Annotated in this window: 20 protein-coding genes; 16 read left to right on the top strand and 4 right to left on the bottom strand. The window is 56.4% G+C overall.

The window, feature by feature from the left end:
* Window position 1: 1 nt before the first annotated feature.
* Genes gyrB through dnaA form a run of 4 tightly spaced genes read right to left on the bottom strand, consistent with a single transcriptional unit; the run spans window position 2 to window position 6,208 of the window.
* Window positions 2-2,419 carry a DNA topoisomerase (ATP-hydrolyzing) subunit B gene (gyrB, locus tag D8U18_RS17615; RefSeq protein WP_056854376.1) on the bottom strand — a complete coding sequence of 806 codons (2,418 nt, stop codon included), beginning with the start codon at window positions 2,417-2,419 and terminating at the stop codon, window positions 2-4.
* A 5-nt stretch (window positions 2,420-2,424) separates the two neighbouring features.
* Window positions 2,425-3,528, bottom strand: a complete 1,104-nt coding sequence (recF, locus tag D8U18_RS17610) for a DNA replication/repair protein RecF (protein ID WP_056854257.1) — start codon at window positions 3,526-3,528, stop codon at window positions 2,425-2,427.
* Window positions 3,529-3,548: 20 nt separating this feature from the next.
* A complete protein-coding gene (dnaN, locus tag D8U18_RS17605) occupies window positions 3,549-4,652 on the bottom strand; it encodes a DNA polymerase III subunit beta (RefSeq protein WP_056854258.1) in 1,104 nt (367 codons plus the stop codon).
* 38 nt (window positions 4,653-4,690) lie between these two features.
* The gene (dnaA, locus tag D8U18_RS17600; RefSeq protein ID WP_056854259.1) at window positions 4,691-6,208 is read right to left on the bottom strand and encodes a chromosomal replication initiator protein DnaA; all 1,518 of its coding nucleotides are present in this window, start codon (window positions 6,206-6,208) and stop codon (window positions 4,691-4,693) included.
* 567 nt (window positions 6,209-6,775) lie between these two features.
* On the opposite strand from dnaA, the gene rpmH reads away from it, so the two are divergent.
* The 16 genes from rpmH (at window position 6,776) to atpG (ending at window position 20,880) form a co-directional block, all read left to right on the top strand.
* On the top strand, window positions 6,776-6,910 hold the full coding sequence (gene rpmH / locus D8U18_RS17595) for a 50S ribosomal protein L34 (RefSeq protein WP_003213577.1): 135 nt from the start codon (window positions 6,776-6,778) through the stop codon (window positions 6,908-6,910).
* 16 nt (window positions 6,911-6,926) lie between these two features.
* Window positions 6,927-7,328, top strand: a complete 402-nt coding sequence (gene rnpA / locus D8U18_RS17590) for a ribonuclease P protein component (protein ID WP_028620331.1) — start codon at window positions 6,927-6,929, stop codon at window positions 7,326-7,328.
* Window positions 7,321-7,566 (top strand): membrane protein insertion efficiency factor YidD, encoded by a 246-nt coding sequence (gene yidD, locus D8U18_RS17585; protein WP_010465488.1) that lies wholly within the window; start codon window positions 7,321-7,323, stop codon window positions 7,564-7,566. The genes rnpA and yidD overlap by 8 nt, the downstream gene beginning before the upstream one ends.
* A gap of 2 nt (window positions 7,567-7,568) precedes the next feature.
* On the top strand, window positions 7,569-9,251 hold the full coding sequence (gene yidC, locus D8U18_RS17580) for a membrane protein insertase YidC (RefSeq protein ID WP_131108093.1): 1,683 nt from the start codon (window positions 7,569-7,571) through the stop codon (window positions 9,249-9,251).
* A gap of 79 nt (window positions 9,252-9,330) precedes the next feature.
* Window positions 9,331-10,701 carry a tRNA uridine-5-carboxymethylaminomethyl(34) synthesis GTPase MnmE gene (gene mnmE, locus D8U18_RS17575; protein ID WP_130907604.1) on the top strand — a complete coding sequence of 457 codons (1,371 nt, stop codon included), beginning with the start codon at window positions 9,331-9,333 and terminating at the stop codon, window positions 10,699-10,701.
* A 553-nt stretch (window positions 10,702-11,254) separates the two neighbouring features.
* Window positions 11,255-13,153, top strand: a complete 1,899-nt coding sequence (mnmG, locus tag D8U18_RS17565) for a tRNA uridine-5-carboxymethylaminomethyl(34) synthesis enzyme MnmG (protein ID WP_056854262.1) — start codon at window positions 11,255-11,257, stop codon at window positions 13,151-13,153.
* The gene (gene rsmG / locus D8U18_RS17560) at window positions 13,150-13,794 is read left to right on the top strand and encodes a 16S rRNA (guanine(527)-N(7))-methyltransferase RsmG (protein WP_056854263.1); all 645 of its coding nucleotides are present in this window, start codon (window positions 13,150-13,152) and stop codon (window positions 13,792-13,794) included. The genes mnmG and rsmG overlap by 4 nt, the downstream gene beginning before the upstream one ends.
* Before the next feature lie 18 nt (window positions 13,795-13,812).
* The gene (locus D8U18_RS17555; RefSeq protein WP_056854264.1) at window positions 13,813-14,610 is read left to right on the top strand and encodes a ParA family protein; all 798 of its coding nucleotides are present in this window, start codon (window positions 13,813-13,815) and stop codon (window positions 14,608-14,610) included.
* A 9-nt stretch (window positions 14,611-14,619) separates the two neighbouring features.
* A complete protein-coding gene (locus D8U18_RS17550; RefSeq protein WP_056854265.1) occupies window positions 14,620-15,492 on the top strand; it encodes a ParB/RepB/Spo0J family partition protein in 873 nt (290 codons plus the stop codon).
* Window positions 15,493-15,640: 148 nt separating this feature from the next.
* Window positions 15,641-16,048, top strand: a complete 408-nt coding sequence (locus D8U18_RS17545) for a F0F1 ATP synthase subunit I (protein ID WP_056854266.1) — start codon at window positions 15,641-15,643, stop codon at window positions 16,046-16,048.
* Between the two features lie 16 nt (window positions 16,049-16,064).
* Window positions 16,065-16,934, top strand: a complete 870-nt coding sequence (atpB, locus tag D8U18_RS17540; RefSeq protein ID WP_015097443.1) for a F0F1 ATP synthase subunit A — start codon at window positions 16,065-16,067, stop codon at window positions 16,932-16,934.
* 133 nt (window positions 16,935-17,067) lie between these two features.
* Window positions 17,068-17,325: a F0F1 ATP synthase subunit C gene (gene atpE, locus D8U18_RS17535; RefSeq protein ID WP_003097235.1), complete on the top strand. Its 258-nt coding sequence runs from the start codon at window positions 17,068-17,070 to the stop codon at window positions 17,323-17,325.
* A 58-nt stretch (window positions 17,326-17,383) separates the two neighbouring features.
* Window positions 17,384-17,854, top strand: coding sequence for a F0F1 ATP synthase subunit B (locus D8U18_RS17530; protein ID WP_056854267.1), 471 nt, complete (start codon window positions 17,384-17,386; stop codon window positions 17,852-17,854).
* 12 nt (window positions 17,855-17,866) lie between these two features.
* Window positions 17,867-18,403, top strand: coding sequence for a F0F1 ATP synthase subunit delta (locus D8U18_RS17525; RefSeq protein ID WP_056854268.1), 537 nt, complete (start codon window positions 17,867-17,869; stop codon window positions 18,401-18,403).
* A gap of 21 nt (window positions 18,404-18,424) precedes the next feature.
* Window positions 18,425-19,969 carry a F0F1 ATP synthase subunit alpha gene (atpA, locus tag D8U18_RS17520; RefSeq protein ID WP_131108092.1) on the top strand — a complete coding sequence of 515 codons (1,545 nt, stop codon included), beginning with the start codon at window positions 18,425-18,427 and terminating at the stop codon, window positions 19,967-19,969.
* 50 nt (window positions 19,970-20,019) lie between these two features.
* Window positions 20,020-20,880, top strand: coding sequence for a F0F1 ATP synthase subunit gamma (gene atpG / locus D8U18_RS17515; protein ID WP_008045673.1), 861 nt, complete (start codon window positions 20,020-20,022; stop codon window positions 20,878-20,880).
* The last annotated feature ends 23 nt before the right edge of the window (window positions 20,881-20,903 follow it).

The raw sequence follows: 20,903 nt of genomic DNA, 5'->3' as shown, positions 1-20,903 counted from the left end.
ATCAGAAGTCCAGGTTGGAAACCGCCAGGGCGTTGCTTTCGATGAAGTCACGACGGGGTTCGACCGCATCACCCATCAGGGTGTTGAAGATCTGGTCCGCGCCAATGGCGTCTTCGATGGTCACTTTCAGCATGCGGCGCGAGCCTGGATCCATGGTGGTTTCCCACAGCTGATCCGGGTTCATCTCCCCCAGCCCCTTGTATCGCTGGATGGTGTGGCGCTTGGTACTTTCGGCCATCAGCCATTCAAGGGCTTCCTTGAACTCGGTGACCTGCTTCTTGCGTTCGCCACGCTGGATGTACGCGCCGTCGTCCAGCAGCGTGCTCAGCTGAGCACCGAGGGAGACAACGGTTTTGTAGTCGTTGCTTCCGAAGAAGTCGCGGTTGAAGGTGACGTAATTCGACAGGCCGTGAGAGATCAGTTCGACCTCTGGCAGCCAGACGTTACGTTCACGGTCCTCACGCAGGCTGGCCTTGTACACCAGGCCCGACTTCTCGACGGTGCGCAGACGCACTTCGTACTGAGCCAGCCAATCCTGCATCGCTGCGTGATCGGACAGTTGCTCCAGACTCACCGCAGGCAGGTAGATGAAGTGCTCGGTCAGCTCCTGCGGATACAGGCGCGACAAACGCTTGAGGGTCTTCATTACCAGACGGAAGTCATTCACCAGACGCTCAAGGGCTTCACCGGAGATACCCGGGGCCTCTTCGTTCAGGTGCAGGCTCGCATCTTCCAGGGCCGACTGCGTCATGTACTCTTCCATGGCGTCGTCGTCTTTGATGTATTGCTCTTGCTTGCCTTTCTTGACCTTGTACAGCGGTGGCTGGGCGATGTAGATGTAGCCACGCTCGATCAGCTCCGGCAGCTGACGGAAGAAGAACGTCAACAGCAGGGTACGGATGTGCGAACCGTCGACGTCAGCATCGGTCATGATGATGATGTTGTGATAACGCAGCTTGTCGATGTTGTACTCTTCGCGACCGATGCCGCAGCCGAGCGCGGTGATCAAGGTGCCTACTTCCTGGGAAGAGATCATCTTGTCGAAACGGGCTTTCTCGACGTTCAGGATCTTGCCCTTGAGGGGCAGAATGGCCTGGGTCTTGCGGTTACGTCCCTGCTTGGCCGAGCCGCCAGCAGAGTCACCTTCCACGAGGTACAGTTCGGAAAGGGCAGGGTCTTTTTCCTGGCAGTCCGCCAGTTTGCCCGGCAGGCCGGCGATGTCCAGCGCACCTTTGCGACGGGTCATCTCACGAGCCTTGCGCGCCGCTTCACGGGCACGGGCGGCGTCGATCATCTTGCCGACAACCAGTTTGGCTTCGTTCGGGTTTTCCAGGAGGAAGTCCGAGAAGTACTTGCCCATTTCCTGTTCGACCGCAGTCTTCACTTCGGAAGACACCAGCTTGTCTTTGGTCTGGGAACTGAATTTCGGATCCGGCACCTTCACCGAAATGATCGCAGTCAGACCTTCCCGGGCGTCATCACCGGTTGTGGCGACTTTGTGCTTCTTCGCCAGGCCTTCTGCTTCAATGTAGGTGTTCAGGTTACGCGTCAGTGCGGAACGGAAACCCACCAGGTGAGTACCGCCATCACGCTGCGGAATGTTGTTGGTGAAGCACAACAGGTTCTCGTTGAAGCTGTCGTTCCACTGCAGGGCGATTTCCACGCCGATGCCGTCTTCACGCTGGATGTTGAAGTGGAACACTTGGTTGACCGGGGTCTTGTTGGTGTTCAGGTATTCAACGAACGCGCGCAGTCCACCTTCATACTTGAACAGCTCTTCCTTGCCGCTGCGCTCATCCTTGAGGACGATACCGACACCGGAGTTGAGGAAGGACAGCTCACGGATCCGCTTGGCCAGGATGTCCCAGCTGAAGTGGATGTTCTTGAAGGTTTCGCTGGAAGCCTTGAAATGAATCTGGGTGCCGGTGGTTTCGCTGTCGCCGACGATCTTCATCGGTTCTTGCGGAACGCCGTGAACGTAAGTCTGTTCCCAGATCTTGCCACTGCGGCGCACGGTCAGAACCAGCTGTTCAGACAGTGCGTTTACCACGGACACACCTACACCGTGCAAGCCGCCGGATACTTTGTAGGAGTTGTCGTCAAACTTACCGCCGGCGTGCAGCACGGTCATGATGACCTCGGCTGCGGAAACGCCTTCTTCTTTGTGCACGTCTACCGGAATACCACGGCCGTTGTCGCGAACGGTGATGGATTCATCCGGGTGGATAATGATGCTGATGTCGTCGCAGTGGCCGGCGAGCGCTTCGTCGATCGAGTTGTCGACCACCTCGAACACCATGTGGTGCAGGCCGCTACCATCGTCGGTGTCGCCAATGTACATACCGGGACGTTTGCGTACGGCATCCAGGCCTTTCAGCACTTTAATGCTCGTTGAGTCGTACGTATTTTCTTCGCTCAATGCCTTCACTCCCGATGGTCGTGGGTCTGGGTGATACGGCCCTGTTCCACGTGGAACAGAGCGACTGGCGTTTCCGTCTGCCAGCCTTCCCTCAATAATTCGTGATCTACACAGGTGATGAACACCTGGCAGCGTAAGTCTTCCAACAAGCGGCAAAGCGCACGGCGATGCTGCTCGTCCAGTTCGGACGGCAAGTCATCCACCAGATAAATACACTGACCGCGTCGTGCCTGGCTCACCAAGTGCCCTTGAGCAATCCGCAAGGCACAGACCACCAACTTCTGCTGTCCACGAGACAAGATATCTGCGGCATTATGTGCGCCCAATCTGAGACGCAAATCAGCACGTTGTGGTCCGGCCTGGGTATGACCGATTTGCTGGTCCCGTTGCAGGGATCCGGCGAGCACAGTGCTCAGCTCACGGTCCTTATCCCAACCTCGGTAATAGCTGAGCGTTAAGCCCTCAAGCTCAACCAGTTCGCTCAAGGTCTGTTCAAAGACCGGTTTCAAGGCTTTGATGTAGGCGCGGCGGTATTCATCGATTTCAGCACTGGCCTGACACAGTTCCCTGTCCCAAACCGCTTGCGAAACGGCGTCAAGTGTACCATGCCGCAGCCAGGAGTTTCTCTGGCGCAGCGCCTTCTGCAAGCGTTGCCATGTCGACATGAATCGGGGTTCCACGTGGAACACACCCCAATCGAGAAACTGCCGACGAATCTTCGGTGCCCCTTCAAGCAAGCGAAAACTGTCCGGGTTGATCAACTGCAAAGGCAGGATTTCGGCCAACTGCGCGGCACTGCGCGCGTTCTGCCCATCAATGCGGATCTGGAATTCACCCTGACGATCCCGCGAGATGCCCAAGGCGCTCTGCCCACCCTCGGCAAGTTCGACCTGTCCGAAGACAGTGCACGCCAATTGCTCATACTGAATGACCGGCAACAGCCGGGTACTGCGAAACGAACGCGCAAGCCCCAGCAGGTGAATGGCTTCCAGCACACTGGTTTTGCCGCTGCCGTTGGCGCCGTAAAGAATATTGATTCGGGGGGAGGGGGAGAAGGTCACCGGGTGCAAATTGCGCACCGCGGTGACCGAGACGCGACTTAAGGACATCTAGCTTCTGCTGAACATGATTACAGACGCATCGGCATGACGACGTAAGCCGAATCGTCGTTGTCAGACTCTTGTACCAGCGCACTGCTGTTGGAGTCAGACAGGATCAAACGAACCTGCTCGGTGGTCATCACGCCCAGTACGTCGAGCAGATAGCTAACGTTGAAGCCGATTTCCAGGGAGCCACCGTTGTACTCGACGCCAACCTCTTCTTCCGCTTCTTCCTGCTCCGGGTTGTTCGCCTGGATTTTCAGCTGACCGTTGGCCAGTTGCAGACGGATACCGCGGTACTTTTCGTTGGACAGAATCGCCGTGCGGCTGAAAGCTTCACGCAGTGCCTGACGGTCACCGAGCACCACCTTGTCGCCGCCCTTGGGCAATACACGTTCGTAATCCGGGAATTTACCGTCGACCAGTTTCGAGGTGAATGTGAACTCGCCGGTGGTGGCGCGAATGTGGTGCTGGCCCAGGACGATGCTGACGATACCGTCCGGCTCGGTCAGCAAACGTGCGAGCTCAAGGATACCTTTGCGCGGCACGATAACCTGGTGACGGTCCGGTTGACCGATATCGGCCTGCATCGAGCACATCGCCAGACGGTGACCATCGGTAGCCACGGCGCGAATGATGCCGGCCGAAACCTCCAGCAGCATGCCATTAAGGTAATAACGCACGTCCTGTTGAGCCATGGCGAAACTGGTGCGCTCAATCAGGCGGCGCAGTTTGCTTTGCTCCAGGCTGCAGGTCAGCGAGCCAGGGCCTTCCTCGACAGTCGGGAAATCGTTGGCCGGCAGGGTCGACAGCGTAAAGCGGCTGCGCCCGGCCTTCACCACGAGCTTCTGTTCGTCGACCTTGATGTCGATCAGCGCGTCGTTTGGCAGGCTTTTGCAGATATCCATCAGTTTGCGCGCAGGCACAGTGATGGAGCCGGTTTCAGCAGGCTCTTCGAGTTGCACACGACCGACCAGCTCGACTTCCAGGTCGGTACCGGTCAGCGACAATTGCTGGCCTTCGACAACCAGCAGCACGTTGGAGAGCACCGGCAAGGTCTGTCGGCGCTCGACGACGCCTGCGACCAGTTGCAGGGGTTTCAACAGGGCTTCGCGTTGAATGGTGAAATGCATGGTCTAGTCCCTTGCCTTAATAGCTGCGCTGGTGTTCATCAAGTGGTCAGTGTACGCAGCAGGTTCTTGTAGTCCTCGCGGATGTCCGCGTCGGATTCCTTAAGTTCGTTGATCTTGCGACACGCGTGCAAAACCGTCGTGTGGTCACGACCGCCAAACACATCGCCGATTTCCGGCAGGCTGTGGTTAGTCAGTTCCTTGGACAACGCCATGGCAACCTGGCGCGGCCGGGCGACCGAACGCGAACGGCGTTTGGACAGCAGATCGGAAATCTTGATCTTGTAGTACTCGGCGACGGTGCGCTGAATGTTATCCACAGAGACCAGTTTGTCTTGCAGCGCCAACAAGTCTTTCAGGGATTCGCGAATCAGCTCGATGGTGATGTCGCGGCCCATGAAGTGCGAGTGGGCGATCACGCGTTTGAGCGCGCCTTCCAGCTCGCGGACGTTGGAGCGAATACGCTGGGCGATGAAGAACGCCGCGTCATGAGGCAATTCGACTTTGGCCTGGTCGGCCTTCTTCATCAGGATCGCCACTCGGGTTTCGAGTTCCGGCGGCTCGACGGCAACCGTCAGGCCCCAGCCGAAGCGGGATTTCAGGCGTTCTTCAAGGCCTTCGATTTCTTTCGGGTAGCGGTCACTGGTGAGAATGACCTGCTGGCCGCCTTCAAGCAGGGCGTTGAAGGTGTGGAAAAACTCTTCCTGGGAGCGCTCTTTGCGCGCAAAGAACTGAATGTCATCGATCAGCAAAGCGTCCACCGAACGGTAGAACCGCTTGAACTCGTTGATGGCATTGAGCTGCAGAGCCTTGACCATGTCCGCGACGAAGCGCTCGGAATGCAGGTACACAACCTTGGCATTCGGGTTCTTCTTTAATAGGTGGTTACCCACGGCATGCATCAAGTGGGTTTTACCCAGACCTACGCCGCCATACAGGAACAACGGGTTGTAACCGTGTTTAGGGTTGTCCGCCACTTGCCAGGCCGCAGCCCGGGCCAGTTGGTTGGACTTGCCCTCAACGAAATTCTCGAAGGTAAAAGTGCGGTTCAGATAGCTGGTGTGCTTGAGCGCGCCTTCCACCTGCACGGTGCGCTGTTCGGAACGAACCGGAGCCTGTTGCGAACTGGCGCCTGCCATCGGATCGAAGCTGTCACGGGAAGGCTCTTCCTCAGTGACTTCGGCGACTTTTTGCGTCGCACGCTTGGTCGGCGCTGGAGCCGGGGGCTGCGTACTGGCCGGGGCAGATGCAGCCTGAGCCTGGGACGCGGCCGCCGCCAGCGGTGCATTCGGTGCTGCACGCGGCGCCGAACTGCGCTTGCTGCCTATTAATAAGGAAAGCGCTGGCGCCATACCGTTGCCGTGCTCATCCAGTAATTCCAGGACGCGGCCAAGGTACTTTTCGTTGACCCAGTCCAGGACAAAGCGATTGGGTGCATAGACACGCAACTCGTCGCCTTCGGCTTCGACCTGTAGTGGACGGATCCAAGTGTTGAATTGTTGGGCAGGCAGCTCATCGCGCAGAAGCTCCACGCACTGCTGCCAAAGTTCCACTGACACGGATATCCCCTAAGTTGAAAGCCGGTGAGGCAAAAACAAGCGGCCATTGTACGCGACCAGACGTCGACTTATCCACACGTAGGTGCTCCCTCGAACAAGAAGAATCAGCCATTTATACGCAAAAAAGACGACCAATGGTCTGTGCATAAGCTCTGTGGATAACCTGGCCTGAGCTCATTGCACAACTGGGGGTGAAACTCTGTGGGTAACCCGCCTGTGGATAAAGTAGCCTTTCACACACAGGTTATCCGACAGTGCAGCACAGGCTGAACACGGTTTTCCACTGTAGTTGTCATCCTCTGTACATCACGGAAAACAAGGTCCTCATTCAGTTATCCACAGATAACCGCGTCCTAAGCTTTTATAAGCTTTACAGAAAAGCTTTAAATACTCTCCTTCTTTATTTTTATGTTTAGCGTTGGATTCGTACCCGCCAAACCCCTGGAGATCTATTTATAAGGAAACGCTGGTTGGAAATTGACCTGAAGGCTTGCTTTCTCTAGAATCCCCGGTCTCTTAAAACGGGGGCCATTCCGGCCCGTTGTGGACGAACCAGGTAACACGACAATGAAACGTACTTTCCAACCAAGCACTATCAAACGCGCTCGTACCCACGGTTTCCGTGCTCGCATGGCTACCAAGAACGGTCGTGCCGTACTGTCGCGTCGCCGCGCCAAAGGTCGTGCGCGTCTGGCAGTTTGATAAGCCGGCACTGGAGGTGAGTCAGGACTTCAGTCGGGAAAAGCGTCTGCTTACACCCCGGCATTTCAAGGCAGTCTTTGACTCCCCTACCGGCAAGGTTCCGGGGAAAAATCTCCTGCTCCTTGCGCGCAACAACGATCTTGATCACCCCCGTCTCGGGTTGGTTATCGGGAAAAAGAGCGTAAAGCTCTCCGTCGAGCGCAATCGCCTCAAACGTCTGATGCGCGAATCGTTTCGCCTCAACCAGGATTCACTGGTCGGCTGGGACATCGTTATCGTCGCGCGCAAAGGTTTGGGTGACGTAGAAAACCCCGAATTGATTCAGCATTTCGGCAAACTCTGGAAGCGTCTGGCACGCAGCACGCCGGTACCAGCAGTCAAAACCGAAACTGTAGGGGTAGACAGTCCCGATGCGTAAACTGGCACTCGTTCCGATCCAGTTTTATCGCTATGCCATTAGTCCCCTGATGGCCAGTCACTGTCGTTTCTACCCCAGTTGTTCCTGCTACGCGTATGAAGCCATAGAAAATCATGGCCTTCTGCGCGGTGGCTGGCTGACCTTTCGTCGTTTAGGTCGCTGTCATCCGTGGAATCCCGGTGGTTATGACCCGGTTCCACCTATCCCTACCTCCCGTTCTTCTTCGATGGCCGAGTAATCATGGATATCAAACGCACGATCCTGATCGTCGCCCTGGCAATCGTGTCCTACGTTATGGTTCTTAAATGGAACCAGGACTATGGCCAGGCTGCCCTGCCGACTCAGAATGTTGCTTCCAGCACGACCGCACCGGGCCTCCCGGATACGGCAACTGGCAAAAAAGCGTCAGTCAGTGATGACATTCCACACGCCGCAAACGATACCAGCGCACCTGCCGAAACTCCGGTAGCCGCAAGCACCGACCTCATCCAGATCAAAACGGATGTGCTCGATCTGGCCATCGATCCACAAGGTGGTGATGTCGCGCAGCTGAAATTGCCGCTGTATCCACGTCGCCAGGACCATCCGGAAATTCCTTTCCAGCTGTTCGATAACGGCAACGAGCGCACTTATCTGGCGCAAAGTGGCCTGATCGGCAGTAATGGTCCGGACGCAAGTCCTGCCGGTCGTCCGGTTTACTCTTCCGAGAAGAAGATTTATCAACTGGCTGACGGTCAGGACCAATTGGTCGTGGACCTGAAGTTCAGCAAGGACGGCGTCAATTACATCAAGCGTTTCACCTTGAAACGTGGCCTGTACGACGTGACCGTTTCCTACTTGATCGATAACCAGAGCGCTCAACCCTGGTCCGGTGCAATGTTCGCGCAATTGAAGCGTGATGCCAGTTCCGATCCTTCTTCCAGCACCGCCACGGGCACCGCGACTTATCTGGGCGCCGCCCTGTGGACAAGTAACGAGCCGTACAAGAAAGTGTCGATGAGCGACATGGACAAGGCTCAGCTGAAAGAAACCGTCAACGGTGGTTGGGTTGCATGGTTGCAACATTACTTCGTGACCGCATGGATTCCGGCGAAGGGCGAAAACAACATCGTCCAGACCCGTAAAGACAGCAAAGGCAATTACATCATCGGTTACACCGGTCCTTCACTGACCGTTGCTCCGGGTGCCAAGGCTGAAACCAGCGCCACGCTGTATGCCGGCCCGAAAAGCCAGGCTGTGCTGAAAGAGTTGTCCCCAGGCCTGGAGCTGACTGTCGACTACGGCATTCTCTGGTTTATCGCTCAACCGATCTTCTGGTTGCTGCAACATATCCACGCCATTGTGGGTAACTGGGGCTGGTCAATCATCTTCCTGACCATGCTGATCAAAGGGATTTTCTTCCCGCTGTCGGCTGCCAGTTACAAATCCATGGCGCGCATGCGTGCAGTGGCACCGAAACTGGCTGCGCTGAAAGAGCAACATGGCGATGACCGGCAGAAAATGTCGCAAGCCATGATGGAGCTGTACAAGAAAGAGAAGATCAATCCACTGGGCGGCTGCTTGCCGATCCTCGTGCAGATGCCGGTCTTCCTTTCGCTGTACTGGGTTCTGCTGGAAAGCGTGGAGATGCGCCAGGCGCCGTTCATGCTGTGGATCACTGACCTGTCGATCAAGGATCCGTTCTTCATTCTGCCGATCATCATGGGTGCAACCATGTTCATCCAGCAGCAGCTGAACCCGACGCCTCCGGATCCGATGCAGGCGAAGGTGATGAAAATGATGCCAATCATCTTCACCTTCTTCTTCCTGTGGTTCCCGGCCGGTCTCGTGCTGTACTGGGTAGTGAACAACGTATTGTCGATTGCCCAACAGTGGTACATCACGCGTAAGATCGAAGCGGCTAGCAAAAAAGCCGAGGCGTAACTTGCTCTGTGGATAATCACTCAAAACGCCCCCTAGTGGGGCGTTTTGCTATCTGTCACTTTTGTCTGGATACTGGTTCATGAACGCTCCTCGTGAAACCATCGCCGCCGTCGCTACTGCCCAGGGTCGAGGCGGGGTTGGCATCGTTCGTATTTCCGGGCCATTGGCGAGTGTTGCCGCCAAGGCCTTCTGTGGTCGCGATTTGAAACCGCGATTCGCTCATTACGGTCCGTTTCTCAGTGAAAACGACGAGGTACTGGACCAAGGAATCGCTCTGTATTTTCCGGGACCGAATTCCTTCACGGGTGAAGATGTCCTGGAACTCCAGGGACATGGCGGGCCGATTGTTCTGGATATGCTGCTGCAGCGGTGTGTGCAACTGGGTTGCCGCCTGGCTCGACCAGGCGAATTCAGCGAGCGCGCATTCCTCAATGACAAACTCGATCTGGCGCAGGCTGAAGCCATCGCCGACTTGATTGAAGCCAGTTCTGCACAGGCCGCCCGAAATGCTCTGCGTTCCTTGCAAGGTGCTTTTTCCACACGTGTGCATAACCTCACCGAGCAGCTGATCAGCCTGCGGATTTATGTCGAAGCCGCCATCGACTTCCCCGAAGAAGAAATCGACTTCCTCGCTGATGGCCACGTTCTGAGCATGCTCGATAAAGTCCGTGAAGAGTTATCCACCGTTGTGCGCGAAGCCGGACAAGGTGCGTTGTTGCGCGATGGCATGACGGTAGTGATTGCCGGCCGACCAAATGCCGGTAAATCCAGCCTGCTCAACGCGTTGGCCGGCCGGGAAGCTGCAATCGTCACCGAGATCGCCGGCACCACCCGGGACGTTCTTCGCGAACATATCCACATCGATGGGATGCCGTTGCATGTGGTCGACACCGCTGGCTTGCGAGATACCGATGATCATGTGGAAAAGATTGGCGTTGAACGGGCATTGAAAGCCATTGGCGAAGCCGATCGCGTATTGCTGGTGGTGGATGCGACGGCCCCGGAAGCGCTGGATCCCTTCGCTTTGTGGCCGGAATTCCTCGAGACCCGGCCAGACCCGGCAAAGGTTACGTTGATCCGCAACAAGGCGGATCTGACCGGCGAAGCCATTGCGCTGGAAGTCAGTGAAGATGGGCATGTCACCATCAGCCTGAGTGCAAAAACCGCTGGCAATGGCCTGGAGCTTCTTCGCGATCATCTCAAGGCATGCATGGGTTATGAACAGACGTCGGAAAGCAGTTTCAGTGCCCGCAGACGCCATCTTGAGGCGCTGGGTCATGCCAGTGCCGCGCTCGAACACGGCCGCGCACAGCTGACGCTGGCGGGGGCGGGTGAACTGCTCGCCGAAGATTTGCGTCAGGCCCAGCAATCCTTGGGGGAAATCACTGGCGCGTTCAGTTCCGATGACCTGTTGGGTCGCATCTTCTCCAGTTTTTGCATCGGCAAGTAACTCCCCTCGTTGTCCACAGACAGGCCATCCGCGCCTGTCTTTTTTTTCCTTTTCATTGCCTATCGATGAGTGCTGAGCGGTTTTTCTGACTGCTTGTGCGGAATTTGCGTGTCTGTCTTTTACTTTTGGCAGCCTTTTCTGTGGATTAAGCCCTGTGAATAACAGCGGCTAAGGGCAGTTGATAACAGGGCCTGAAAACTGAAGAAAAACCCCTCTGTGGATAACAGGCACTTTAATCCACAGGCTTACACCGGTTATCCAAGGGCCTCCCTGGCACATGACCACAGGGTTTTGAATCGCTGTACATATTGATAATAAAGGCCTGTAGCAATCTATCCACAGAAACCTCGGTCAGTAGAAATAAACATAAAAACAAAGATTTAATAAATTTCTCTCTTTTTAATTTCTATAACCGCGACTTCTCCACAGCTGGTTAAATTTTGTGCAAAGGGTTCTTTAGGAAGGGCGAAGTCCCTATACTTGTCGACCAGGTGCAAAAACCTGAGCTCAAACTATTCCTGAATTACCTACTTAAGCAGGCACGAGGTGCGTGGTGGATTTCCCTTCCCGTTTTGAAGTGATCGTCATCGGCGGCGGTCATGCCGGTACCGAGGCAGCACTGGCCTCAGCACGTATGGGGGTCAAAACCCTGTTGCTGACGCATAACGTGGAAACCCTCGGTGCCATGAGTTGCAATCCGGCCATTGGCGGCATCGGTAAAAGCCATCTGGTGAAGGAAATCGATGCCCTTGGCGGCGCGATGGCCATCGCTACCGATAAAGGCGGCATCCAGTTTCGCGTGTTGAACAGCCGCAAAGGCCCTGCCGTGCGCGCTACCCGTGCTCAGGCAGATCGGGTTCTGTACAAGGCAGCTGTCCGCGAAATCCTGGAAAACCAGCCGAACCTGTGGATATTTCAACAGGCCGCTGACGACTTGATCGTTGAACAAGAGCAAGTGCGTGGCGTAGTCACGCAAATGGGCCTGCGTTTTCTTGCCGATTCGGTGGTTTTGACCACCGGTACGTTCCTCGGTGGACTTATCCACATTGGCCTGCAGAATTTTTCCGGTGGCCGTGCCGGTGATCCACCGTCGATTGCCCTGGCGCACCGTTTGCGTGAATTGCCGCTTCGCGTCGGTCGCCTGAAAACCGGTACACCGCCGCGAATCGATGCCCGCTCCGTGGATTTTTCGGTGATGACCGAGCAAGCCGGCGATACGCCAATCCCGGTGATGTCGTTCATGGGCAACAAGGAACAGCATCCTCGGCAGATCAGTTGCTGGATTACTCACACCAACGCCCGCACCCACGAAATCATTGCCGCGAACCTCGATCGTTCGCCGATGTATTCCGCTGCAGGTGAGATCGAAGGCGTCGGCCCGCGTTACTGCCCGTCGATCGAAGACAAGATCCATCGCTTTGCCGACAAGGAAAGCCACCAGGTCTTCATCGAACCGGAAGGTTTGACCACCAACGAGCTGTATCCGAACGGGATATCCACATCCTTGCCGTTCGACGTGCAATTGCAGATCGTGCAATCGATCCGCGGCATGGAAAACGCGCACATCGTGCGTCCGGGCTATGCCATCGAGTACGACTACTTCGATCCGCGTGACCTGAAATACAGCCTGGAAACCAAGGTGATCGGCGGTCTGTTCTTCGCCGGGCAAATCAACGGCACCACCGGTTACGAAGAGGCCGGCGCCCAGGGTTTGCTGGCCGGCACCAACGCTGCGCTGCGTGCGCAGGGCAAAGATGCCTGGTGTCCGCGTCGCGATGAGGCGTATATCGGGGTGTTGGTCGACGACCTGATAACCCTTGGCACCCAAGAGCCGTACCGGATGTTCACTTCCCGTGCCGAATACCGTTTGATTCTGCGCGAAGACAATGCCGACCTGCGCTTGACTGAAAAAGGTCGTGAATTGGGTCTGGTCGATGACGCTCGTTGGGCGGCTTTCTGCAAAAAGCGCGAAAGCATCGAACTGGAAGAGCAACGTCTGAAGAGCACCTGGGTCCGCCCGGGTACCGAGCAAGGCGATGCGATTTCCGAAAAATTCGGCACGCCGTTGACCCACGAATACAACTTGCTCAATCTCTTGAGCCGTCCGGAAATCGACTACGCTGGTCTGATTGCCGTAACCGGTAACGGCGCAGAAGATCCGCAAGTGGCCGAACAAGTCGAAATCAAGACCAAGTACGCCGGTTACATTGATCGTCAACAGGATGAAATTGCCCGTCTGCGCGCAAGTGAAGACACCAAACTGCCTGTGGATATCGATTACACGAATATTTCCGGTCTCTCCAAAGAGATCCAGAGCAAACTCGGTGCGACCCGTCCGGAAACCCTGGGCCAGGCGTCGCGGATTCCGGGGGTTACGCCGGCAGCCATTTCGCTGTTGATGATTCATTTGAAAAAACGCGGCGCGGGCCGTCAGTTGGAGCAAAGCGCTTGAGTTCGTTGGTCACTTCGCAACACGCAGATGAGTTATCCACAGGTGCCCGCCAGCTTGGTGTCACGCTGACAGAAACCCAGCATGCGCAGCTGCTGGGCTATCTGGCTCTGTTGATCAAATGGAACAAGGCCTACAACCTGACCGCGGTTCGTGATCCCGACGAAATGGTCTCGCGTCATTTGCTCGATAGCCTGAGCGTGATGTCATTCATCGAAAACGGTCGCTGGCTGGATGTCGGCAGTGGTGGCGGCATGCCTGGCATCCCGCTGGCCATCCTGTTTCCTGAGGCGCAAGTGACTTGCCTGGACAGTAACGGCAAGAAAACCCGCTTCCTGACCCAGGTCAAACTCGAACTCAAACTGGATAACCTGCAAGTTATCCACAGTCGCGTTGAAGCATTCCAGCCTGCAGAGCCTTTTAACGGGATCATCTCCCGGGCTTTCAGCAGCATGGAAAACTTCACAAACTGGACTCGCCACCTTGGCGACGCCGACACCCGTTGGCTGGCAATGAAGGGCGTTCATCCCGCCGATGAGCTGGTAGCATTGCCGGCAGACTTCCACCTCGATAGCGAACACGCCCTGGCCGTACCCGGTTGCCAAGGCCAACGCCATCTGCTGATACTGCGCCGCACGGCATGATTGGGAACACAAGCAAGAATGGCTAAGGTATTCGCGATAGCGAACCAGAAAGGTGGTGTGGGCAAGACCACTACCTGCATCAACCTCGCAGCATCCCTCGTCGCCACCAAGCGTCGGGTGTTGTTGATCGATCTCGATCCACAGGGCAACGCCACCATGGGTAGCGGTGTGGATAAACACGGCCTGGAAAACTCGGTCTACGACCTGTTGATCGGTGAATGCGACCTGGCCCAGGCCATGCACTATTCCGAGCATGGTGGTTACCAGTTGTTGCCGGCTAACCGTGACCTGACGGCCGCGGAAGTGGTTCTGCTGGAAATGCAGATGAAGGAGAGTCGTCTGCGCAGTGCGCTGGCGCCGATCCGTGAAAACTATGATTACATTTTGATCGACTGCCCGCCGTCCTTGTCGATGCTGACGTTGAACGCATTGGTGGCCGCCGACGGCGTAATTATCCCCATGCAGTGCGAGTATTTTGCACTCGAAGGTTTGAGCGACCTTGTGGATAACATCAAGCGTATCGCTGAACTGCTGAACCCGAACCTCAAGGTCGAAGGTTTGTTGCGCACCATGTACGACCCACGCCTGAGCCTGATGAACGATGTCTCGGCTCAGCTCAAAGAACATTTCGGCGACCAGCTGTACGACACGGTCATTCCGCGCAACATCCGTCTGGCCGAAGCGCCAAGCTACGGCATGCCGGCGCTGGCGTACGACAAAGCATCGCGGGGCGCTATTGCCTATCTGGCCCTGGCGGGCGAAATGGTTCGTCGTCAGCGCAAAAACTCACGCATCGCCGCCGCTCAGGCAACTTAAGGAATCCCCATGGCCGTCAAGAAACGAGGTCTCGGACGTGGACTGGATGCACTGCTGAGTGGTCCGACCGTCAGCTCGCTGGAAGAACAAGCGGCGCAAGCCGATCATCGTGAGTTGCAACACCTGCCCCTGGACCTGCTCCAGCGCGGTAAATACCAGCCGCGTCGCGATATGGATCCTCAAGCTCTGGAAGAGCTGGCGCAGTCGATCAAGGCCCAAGGTGTGATGCAACCGATCGTGGTACGCCCGATCGGCGGCGGTCGTTTTGAAATCATCGCTGGTGAACGGCGCTGGCGCGCCAGCCAGCAGGCCGGGCAGGAAACCATTCCGGCGATGGTGCGCGATGTGCCGGATGAAACCGCCATCGCCATTGCTCTGATCGAGAACATCCAGCGCGAAGACCTCAACCCGATCGAAGAAGCAGTGGCTTTGCAGCGTCTGCAGCAGGAATTCCAGCTGACCCAGCAGCAAGTGGCCGAAGCGGTGGGTAAGTCACGGGTGACCGTGGCCAACCTGTTACGCCTGATTTCGCTGCCGGAAGTCATCAAGACCATGTTGTCCCATGGCGACCTGGAAATGGGGCATGCCCGTGCATTGCTCGGTTTGCCGGACAATCAACAGGTTGAAGGGGCGCGACATGTTGTCGCACGCGGGCTGACTGTGCGCCAGACTGAAGCACTGGTTCGCCAGTGGTTGAGTGGCAAACCGGAGCCCGTCGAACCTGCAAAACCGGACCCGGATATTGCCCGCCTGGAACAGCGTCTGGCCGAGCGCCTAGGCTCTGCGGTGCAGATTCGACACGGGAAGAAGGGCAAAGGGCAGTTAGTGATTGGTTACAACTCACTCGATGAGCTTCAAGGCGTACTCGCACATATCCGCTGAAACATTTCCTCATGTAGCGTGCAGTCGGAAATCACTACCTGACAGTTGAATAGGGGCAGAACCGCCCCTATACTCTGCGCGCATTTTGTCGGCACAAATTATGCCAAGTTATTGAATTTCGGCAGCCGACCATTGGAGAGCAATAACGATGGAAACCCGCACGCCAAACCGCTTGCCTTTCCATCGCCTGGCGGTTTTTCCGGTGTTAATGGCTCAATTCGTGGTCTTGCTCATTGCCGCTTTGGCGCTCTGGCAATGGCACGGAGTCGTTGCCGGGTACTCGGGACTTTGCGGAGGCCTGATAGCCTTGCTGCCCAATGTGTATTTCGCTCACAGGGCATTTCGGTTTTCCGGCGCCCGAGCAGCCCAGTCCATCGTCCGGTCGTTTTATGCCGGCGAGGCGGGGAAACTGATTTTGACGGCAGTGCTGTTTGCACTGGTGTTTGCAGGTGTGAAGCCACTGGCGCCGATTGCAGTATTCGGTGCCTTCGTGCTGACTCAGTCGGTCAGCTGGTTCGCTCCCCTGCTGATGAGAACAAGACTTTCGAGACCTTAGGGCGTTTGAGGCAACCATGGCAGAAACAACCGCTTCGGGCTATATCCAGCACCACTTGCAGAACCTGACCTTCGGTCAGCACCCTACCGGCGGCTGGGGCTTTGCCCACACCGCAGCAGAAGCCAAGGAAATGGGCTTCTGGGCTTTCCACGTCGATACCCTCGGCTGGTCTGTCGCATTGGGTCTGATCTTCGTTCTTCTTTTCCGCATGGCGGCAAAGAAGGCGACCTCCGGTCAGCCAGGTGCTTTGCAGAACTTCGTTGAAGTATTGGTCGAATTCGTCGATGGCAGCGTGAAAGACAGCTTCCATGGCCGTAGCCCGGTGATTGCACCGCTGGCACTGACCATCTTCGTCTGGGTGTTCCTGATGAACGCCGTCGACCTGGTACCGGTCGACTGGATTCCTCAGCTGGCCATCCTGATCTCCGGCGATGCCCACATCCCGTTCCGCGCCGTGTCGACTACCGACCCGAACGCGACTCTGGGCATGGCATTCTCGGTTTTCGCACTGATCATTTTCTACAGCATCAAGGTCAAGGGCCTCGGCGGTTTCATCGGCGAGCTGACCCTGCACCCGTTCGGCAGCAAGAACATCTTCGTTCAAGCCCTGCTGATCCCGGTGAACTTCCTGCTGGAATTCGTGACCCTGATCGCCAAGCCGATCTCCCTGGCTCTGCGTCTGTTCGGCAACATGTATGCCGGCGAACTGGTCTTCATCCTGATTGCTGTGATGTTCGGCAGCGGTCTGCTCTGGCTTAGTGGCCTGGGCGTTGTTCTGCAGTGGGCGTGGGCTGTGTTCCACATCCTGATCATCACTCTGCAGGCGTTCATCTTCATGATGCTGACCATCGTCTACCTGTCGATGGCACACGAAGAAAACCATTAAGACCAGTCTCGACTAGTCTGATGTCCTTCCCGGTAAAACGGGAAGGTGCTCCTGACGGAGCATCTGAAACGATTTGTTTTACCGCTTTAATCTAAAAAACCTAAACCATACGACGTAAAAGTCGGGAGGAAAGATGGAAACTGTAGTTGGTCTAACCGCTATCGCTGTTGCACTGTTGATCGGCCTGGGCGCACTGGGTACCGCAATTGGTTTCGGCCTGCTGGGCGGCAAGTTCCTGGAAGGCGCAGCGCGTCAGCCAGAAATGGTTCCAATGCTGCAAGTTAAAATGTTCATCGTTGCCGGTCTGCTCGACGCCGTAACCATGATCGGTGTTGGTATCGCTCTGTTCTTCACCTTTGCGAACCCGTTCGTTGGTCAGATCGCTGGCTAATTACTCGGATCTTCCGGGTAATTTGGTGTGATGGACAACGTAACTGCGAGGTGTTGGCGTGAACATTAATGCGACCCTGATTGGCCAGTCCGTTGCGTTCCTGATTTTTGTATTGTTCTGCATGAAGTTCGTATGGCCCCCGGTCATCGCGGCTCTGCACGAACGTCAAAAGAAGATCGCTGATGGTCTGGACGCTGCCAGCCGTGCAGCTCGCGACCTGGAGTTGGCCCAAGAGAAAGCGGGTCAGCAACTGCGCGAAGCGAAAGCTCAGGCAGCTGAAATCATCGAGCAAGCCAAGAAACGCGGTACCCAGATTGTCGACGAAGCCCGTGAACAGGCTCGCGTCGAAGCTGACCGTGTGAAGGCTCAGGCTCAGGCCGAGATCGAACAGGAACTGAACAGCGTCAAAGACGCGCTGCGCGCCCAAGTGGGTAGCCTGGCCGTTGGCGGTGCTGCGAAGATCCTGGGTGCCACAATCGATCAAAACGCGCACGCAGAGCTGGTTAACCAACTGGCTGCTGAAATCTAAGCGAGGGCGATCATGGCAGAACTGACCACGTTGGCCCGACCTTACGCTAAGGCGGCCTTCGAGCACGCTCAGGCCCACCAGCAACTGGCCAATTGGTCAGCCATGCTCGGCCTGGCTGCAGCGGTGTCGGAAGACGACACCATGCAGCGCGTGCTCAAGGCCCCGCGACTGACGAGCGCAGAAAAGGCCGCCACGTTCATTGACGTGTGCGGCGACAAGTTTGATGCCAAGGCACAGAACTTCATCCACGTCGTTGCCGAAAACGACCGTCTCCCGCTGTTGCCGGAGATCGCCGCTCTGTTCGACCTGTACAAGGCCGAACAAGAGAAATCGGTAGACGTTGAAGTGACCAGTGCTTTTGCATTGAACCAAGAACAGCAAGACAAACTCGCCAAGGTTCTCAGTGCACGACTCAACCGGGAAGTGCGCCTGCAAGTCGAGGAAGACAAATCCCTTATTGGGGGCGTTGTCATCCGCGCCGGCGACCTGGTTATCGATGGCTCGATTCGCGGCAAAATCGCGAAACTTGCCGAAGCATTGAAATCTTGAGTTTGAAGGGGCAGCAGAGCAATGCAGCAACTCAATCCTTCCGAAATAAGTGAAATTATCAAGGGCCGCATCGACAAGCTCGATGTGACCTCCCAAGCCCGTAACGAAGGCACTGTCGTCAGCGTATCTGACGGTATCGTGCGGATTCACGGTCTGGCCGACGTCATGTACGGCGAGATGATCGAGTTTCCGGGCGGCGTCTACGGTATGGCCCTCAACCTGGAGCAAGACTCTGTAGGTGCCGTGGTATTGGGCGCGTACACGACTCTGGCTGAAGGCATGAGCGCCAAGTGCACCGGCCGCATCCTCGAAGTTCCAGTCGGTAAGGAACTGCTGGGTCGCGTAGTCGACGCACTGGGTAACCCAGTTGACGGCAAAGGTCCGCTGAACAACACCGAGACCGATGCGGTCGAGAAAGTTGCTCCAGGCGTGATCTGGCGTAAGTCGGTAGACCAGCCTGTACAGACTGGCTACAAGGCTGTCGATGCCATGATCCCTGTCGGCCGTGGCCAGCGTGAGCTGATCATCGGTGACCGTCAGATCGGTAAAACCGCTCTGGCGATCGACGCGATCATCAACCAGAAGAACAGCGGCATCTACTGCGTCTACGTTGCGATCGGTCAGAAACAATCGACCATCGCCAACGTGGTTCGCAAGCTGGAAGAAAACGGCGCCCTGGCCAACACGATCATCGTGGCTGCCAGTGCTTCGGAATCTCCTGCGCTGCAATTCCTGGCACCGTACTCCGGTTGCACCATGGGTGAATTCTTCCGCGACCGCGGTGAAGACGCGCTGATCGTTTATGACGATCTGTCCAAGCAAGCAGTGGCTTACCGCCAGATTTCCCTGCTGCTGCGCCGTCCACCAGGCCGTGAAGCTTACCCAGGCGACGTGTTCTATCTCCACTCCCGTCTGCTGGAGCGCGCATCCCGCGTTTCGGAAGAATACGTAGAGAAGTTCACCAACGGCGCAGTGACCGGCAAAACCGGTTCCCTGACCGCACTGCCGATCATCGAAACCCAGGCTGGCGACGTTTCCGCGTTCGTTCCGACCAACGTGATTTCCATCACCGACGGTCAGATCTTCCTGGAATCGGCCATGTTCAACTCGGGCATCCGTCCTGCTGTGAACGCCGGTGTTTCGGTATCCCGTGTGGGTGGTGCCGCTCAGACCAAGATCATCAAGAAGCTGTCCGGTGGTATCCGTACCGCTCTGGCTCAGTACCGTGAACTGGCGGCATTCGCCCAGTTCGCTTCTGACCTGGACGAAGCGACCCGTAAGCAACTTGAGCATGGTCAGCGCGTTACCGAGCTGATGAAGCAGAAGCAATACGCACCAATGTCGATCGCTGACATGGCGCTGTCGCTGTATGCCGCTGAGCGTGGGTTCCTGACTGACGTTGAAATCGCCAAGATCGGCAGCTTCGAGCAAGCGCTGATTGCTTTCTTCAACCGCGATCACGCCGATTTGATGGCGAAGATCAACGTGAAAGGTGACTTCAATGACGAAATCGACGCTGGCATGAAAGCCGGTATCGAGAAGTTCAAGGCCACCCAAACCTGGTAAGCCGCAGCGGGAGCCGCAAGGCTCCCGCTTGCTAACCTGATAGGTGTTACATGGCAGGCGCAAAAGAGATTCGCAGTAAGATTGCGAGCATCAAAAGCACGCAAAAGATTACCAGCGCCATGGAAAAAGTGGCGGTCAGCAAAATGCGCAAGGCACAAATGCGCATGGCTGCTAGCCGTCCTTATGCGGAGCGTATCCGCCAGGTAATTGGGCATCTGGCCAACGCCAACCCGGAATACCGCCACCCGTTCATGATCGACCGCGAAATCAAGCGTGTCGGTTATGTCGTAGTGAGCAGTGACCGTGGTCTGTGCGGCGGCTTGAACACCAACCTGTTCAAGGCCCTGGTCAAGGACATGGCGGTAAACCGCGAAAACGGCGTCGAGATCGATCTGTGTGTCGTTGGTAGCAAGGGTGCGGCCTTTTTCCGCAACTTCGGCGGTAACGTCGTTGCAGCTATCAGCCACCTGGGTGAAGAGCCGTCGATCAATGATCTGATCGGCAGCGTCAAGGTGATGCTGGATGCCTACCTGGACGGCCGTATTGACCGCCTGTCCGTGGTGTCCAACAAGTTCATCAACACCATGACGCAACAGCCTACCGTGGAGCAGTTGATTCCACTGGTGGCAACCCCGGATCAAGACCTCAAGCACCACTGGGACTATCTCTACGAACCGGACGCCAAAGAGCTGCTTGACGGCTTGATGGTCCGCTACGTGGAGTCGCAGGTCTACCAGGCGGTGGTCGAGAACAACGCGGCTGAACAAGCTGCGCGGATGATCGCGATGAAGAACGCTACCGACAACGCCGGTGATTTGATCAGCGATTTGCAGCTGGTCTACAACAAGGCGCGTCAGGCTGCGATCACCCAAGAGATCTCGGAAATCGTCGGCGGCGCTGCCGCGGTTTAACGGTTCAAATATTCAGAGGATCC

The organism is Pseudomonas sp. Sample_10 (assembly GCF_004321495.1).
Taxonomy (GTDB): domain Bacteria; phylum Pseudomonadota; class Gammaproteobacteria; order Pseudomonadales; family Pseudomonadaceae; genus Aquipseudomonas.
Note: the sequence above shows the minus strand (reverse complement) of the source record. Positions and strands in the feature narration are given on the sequence as shown.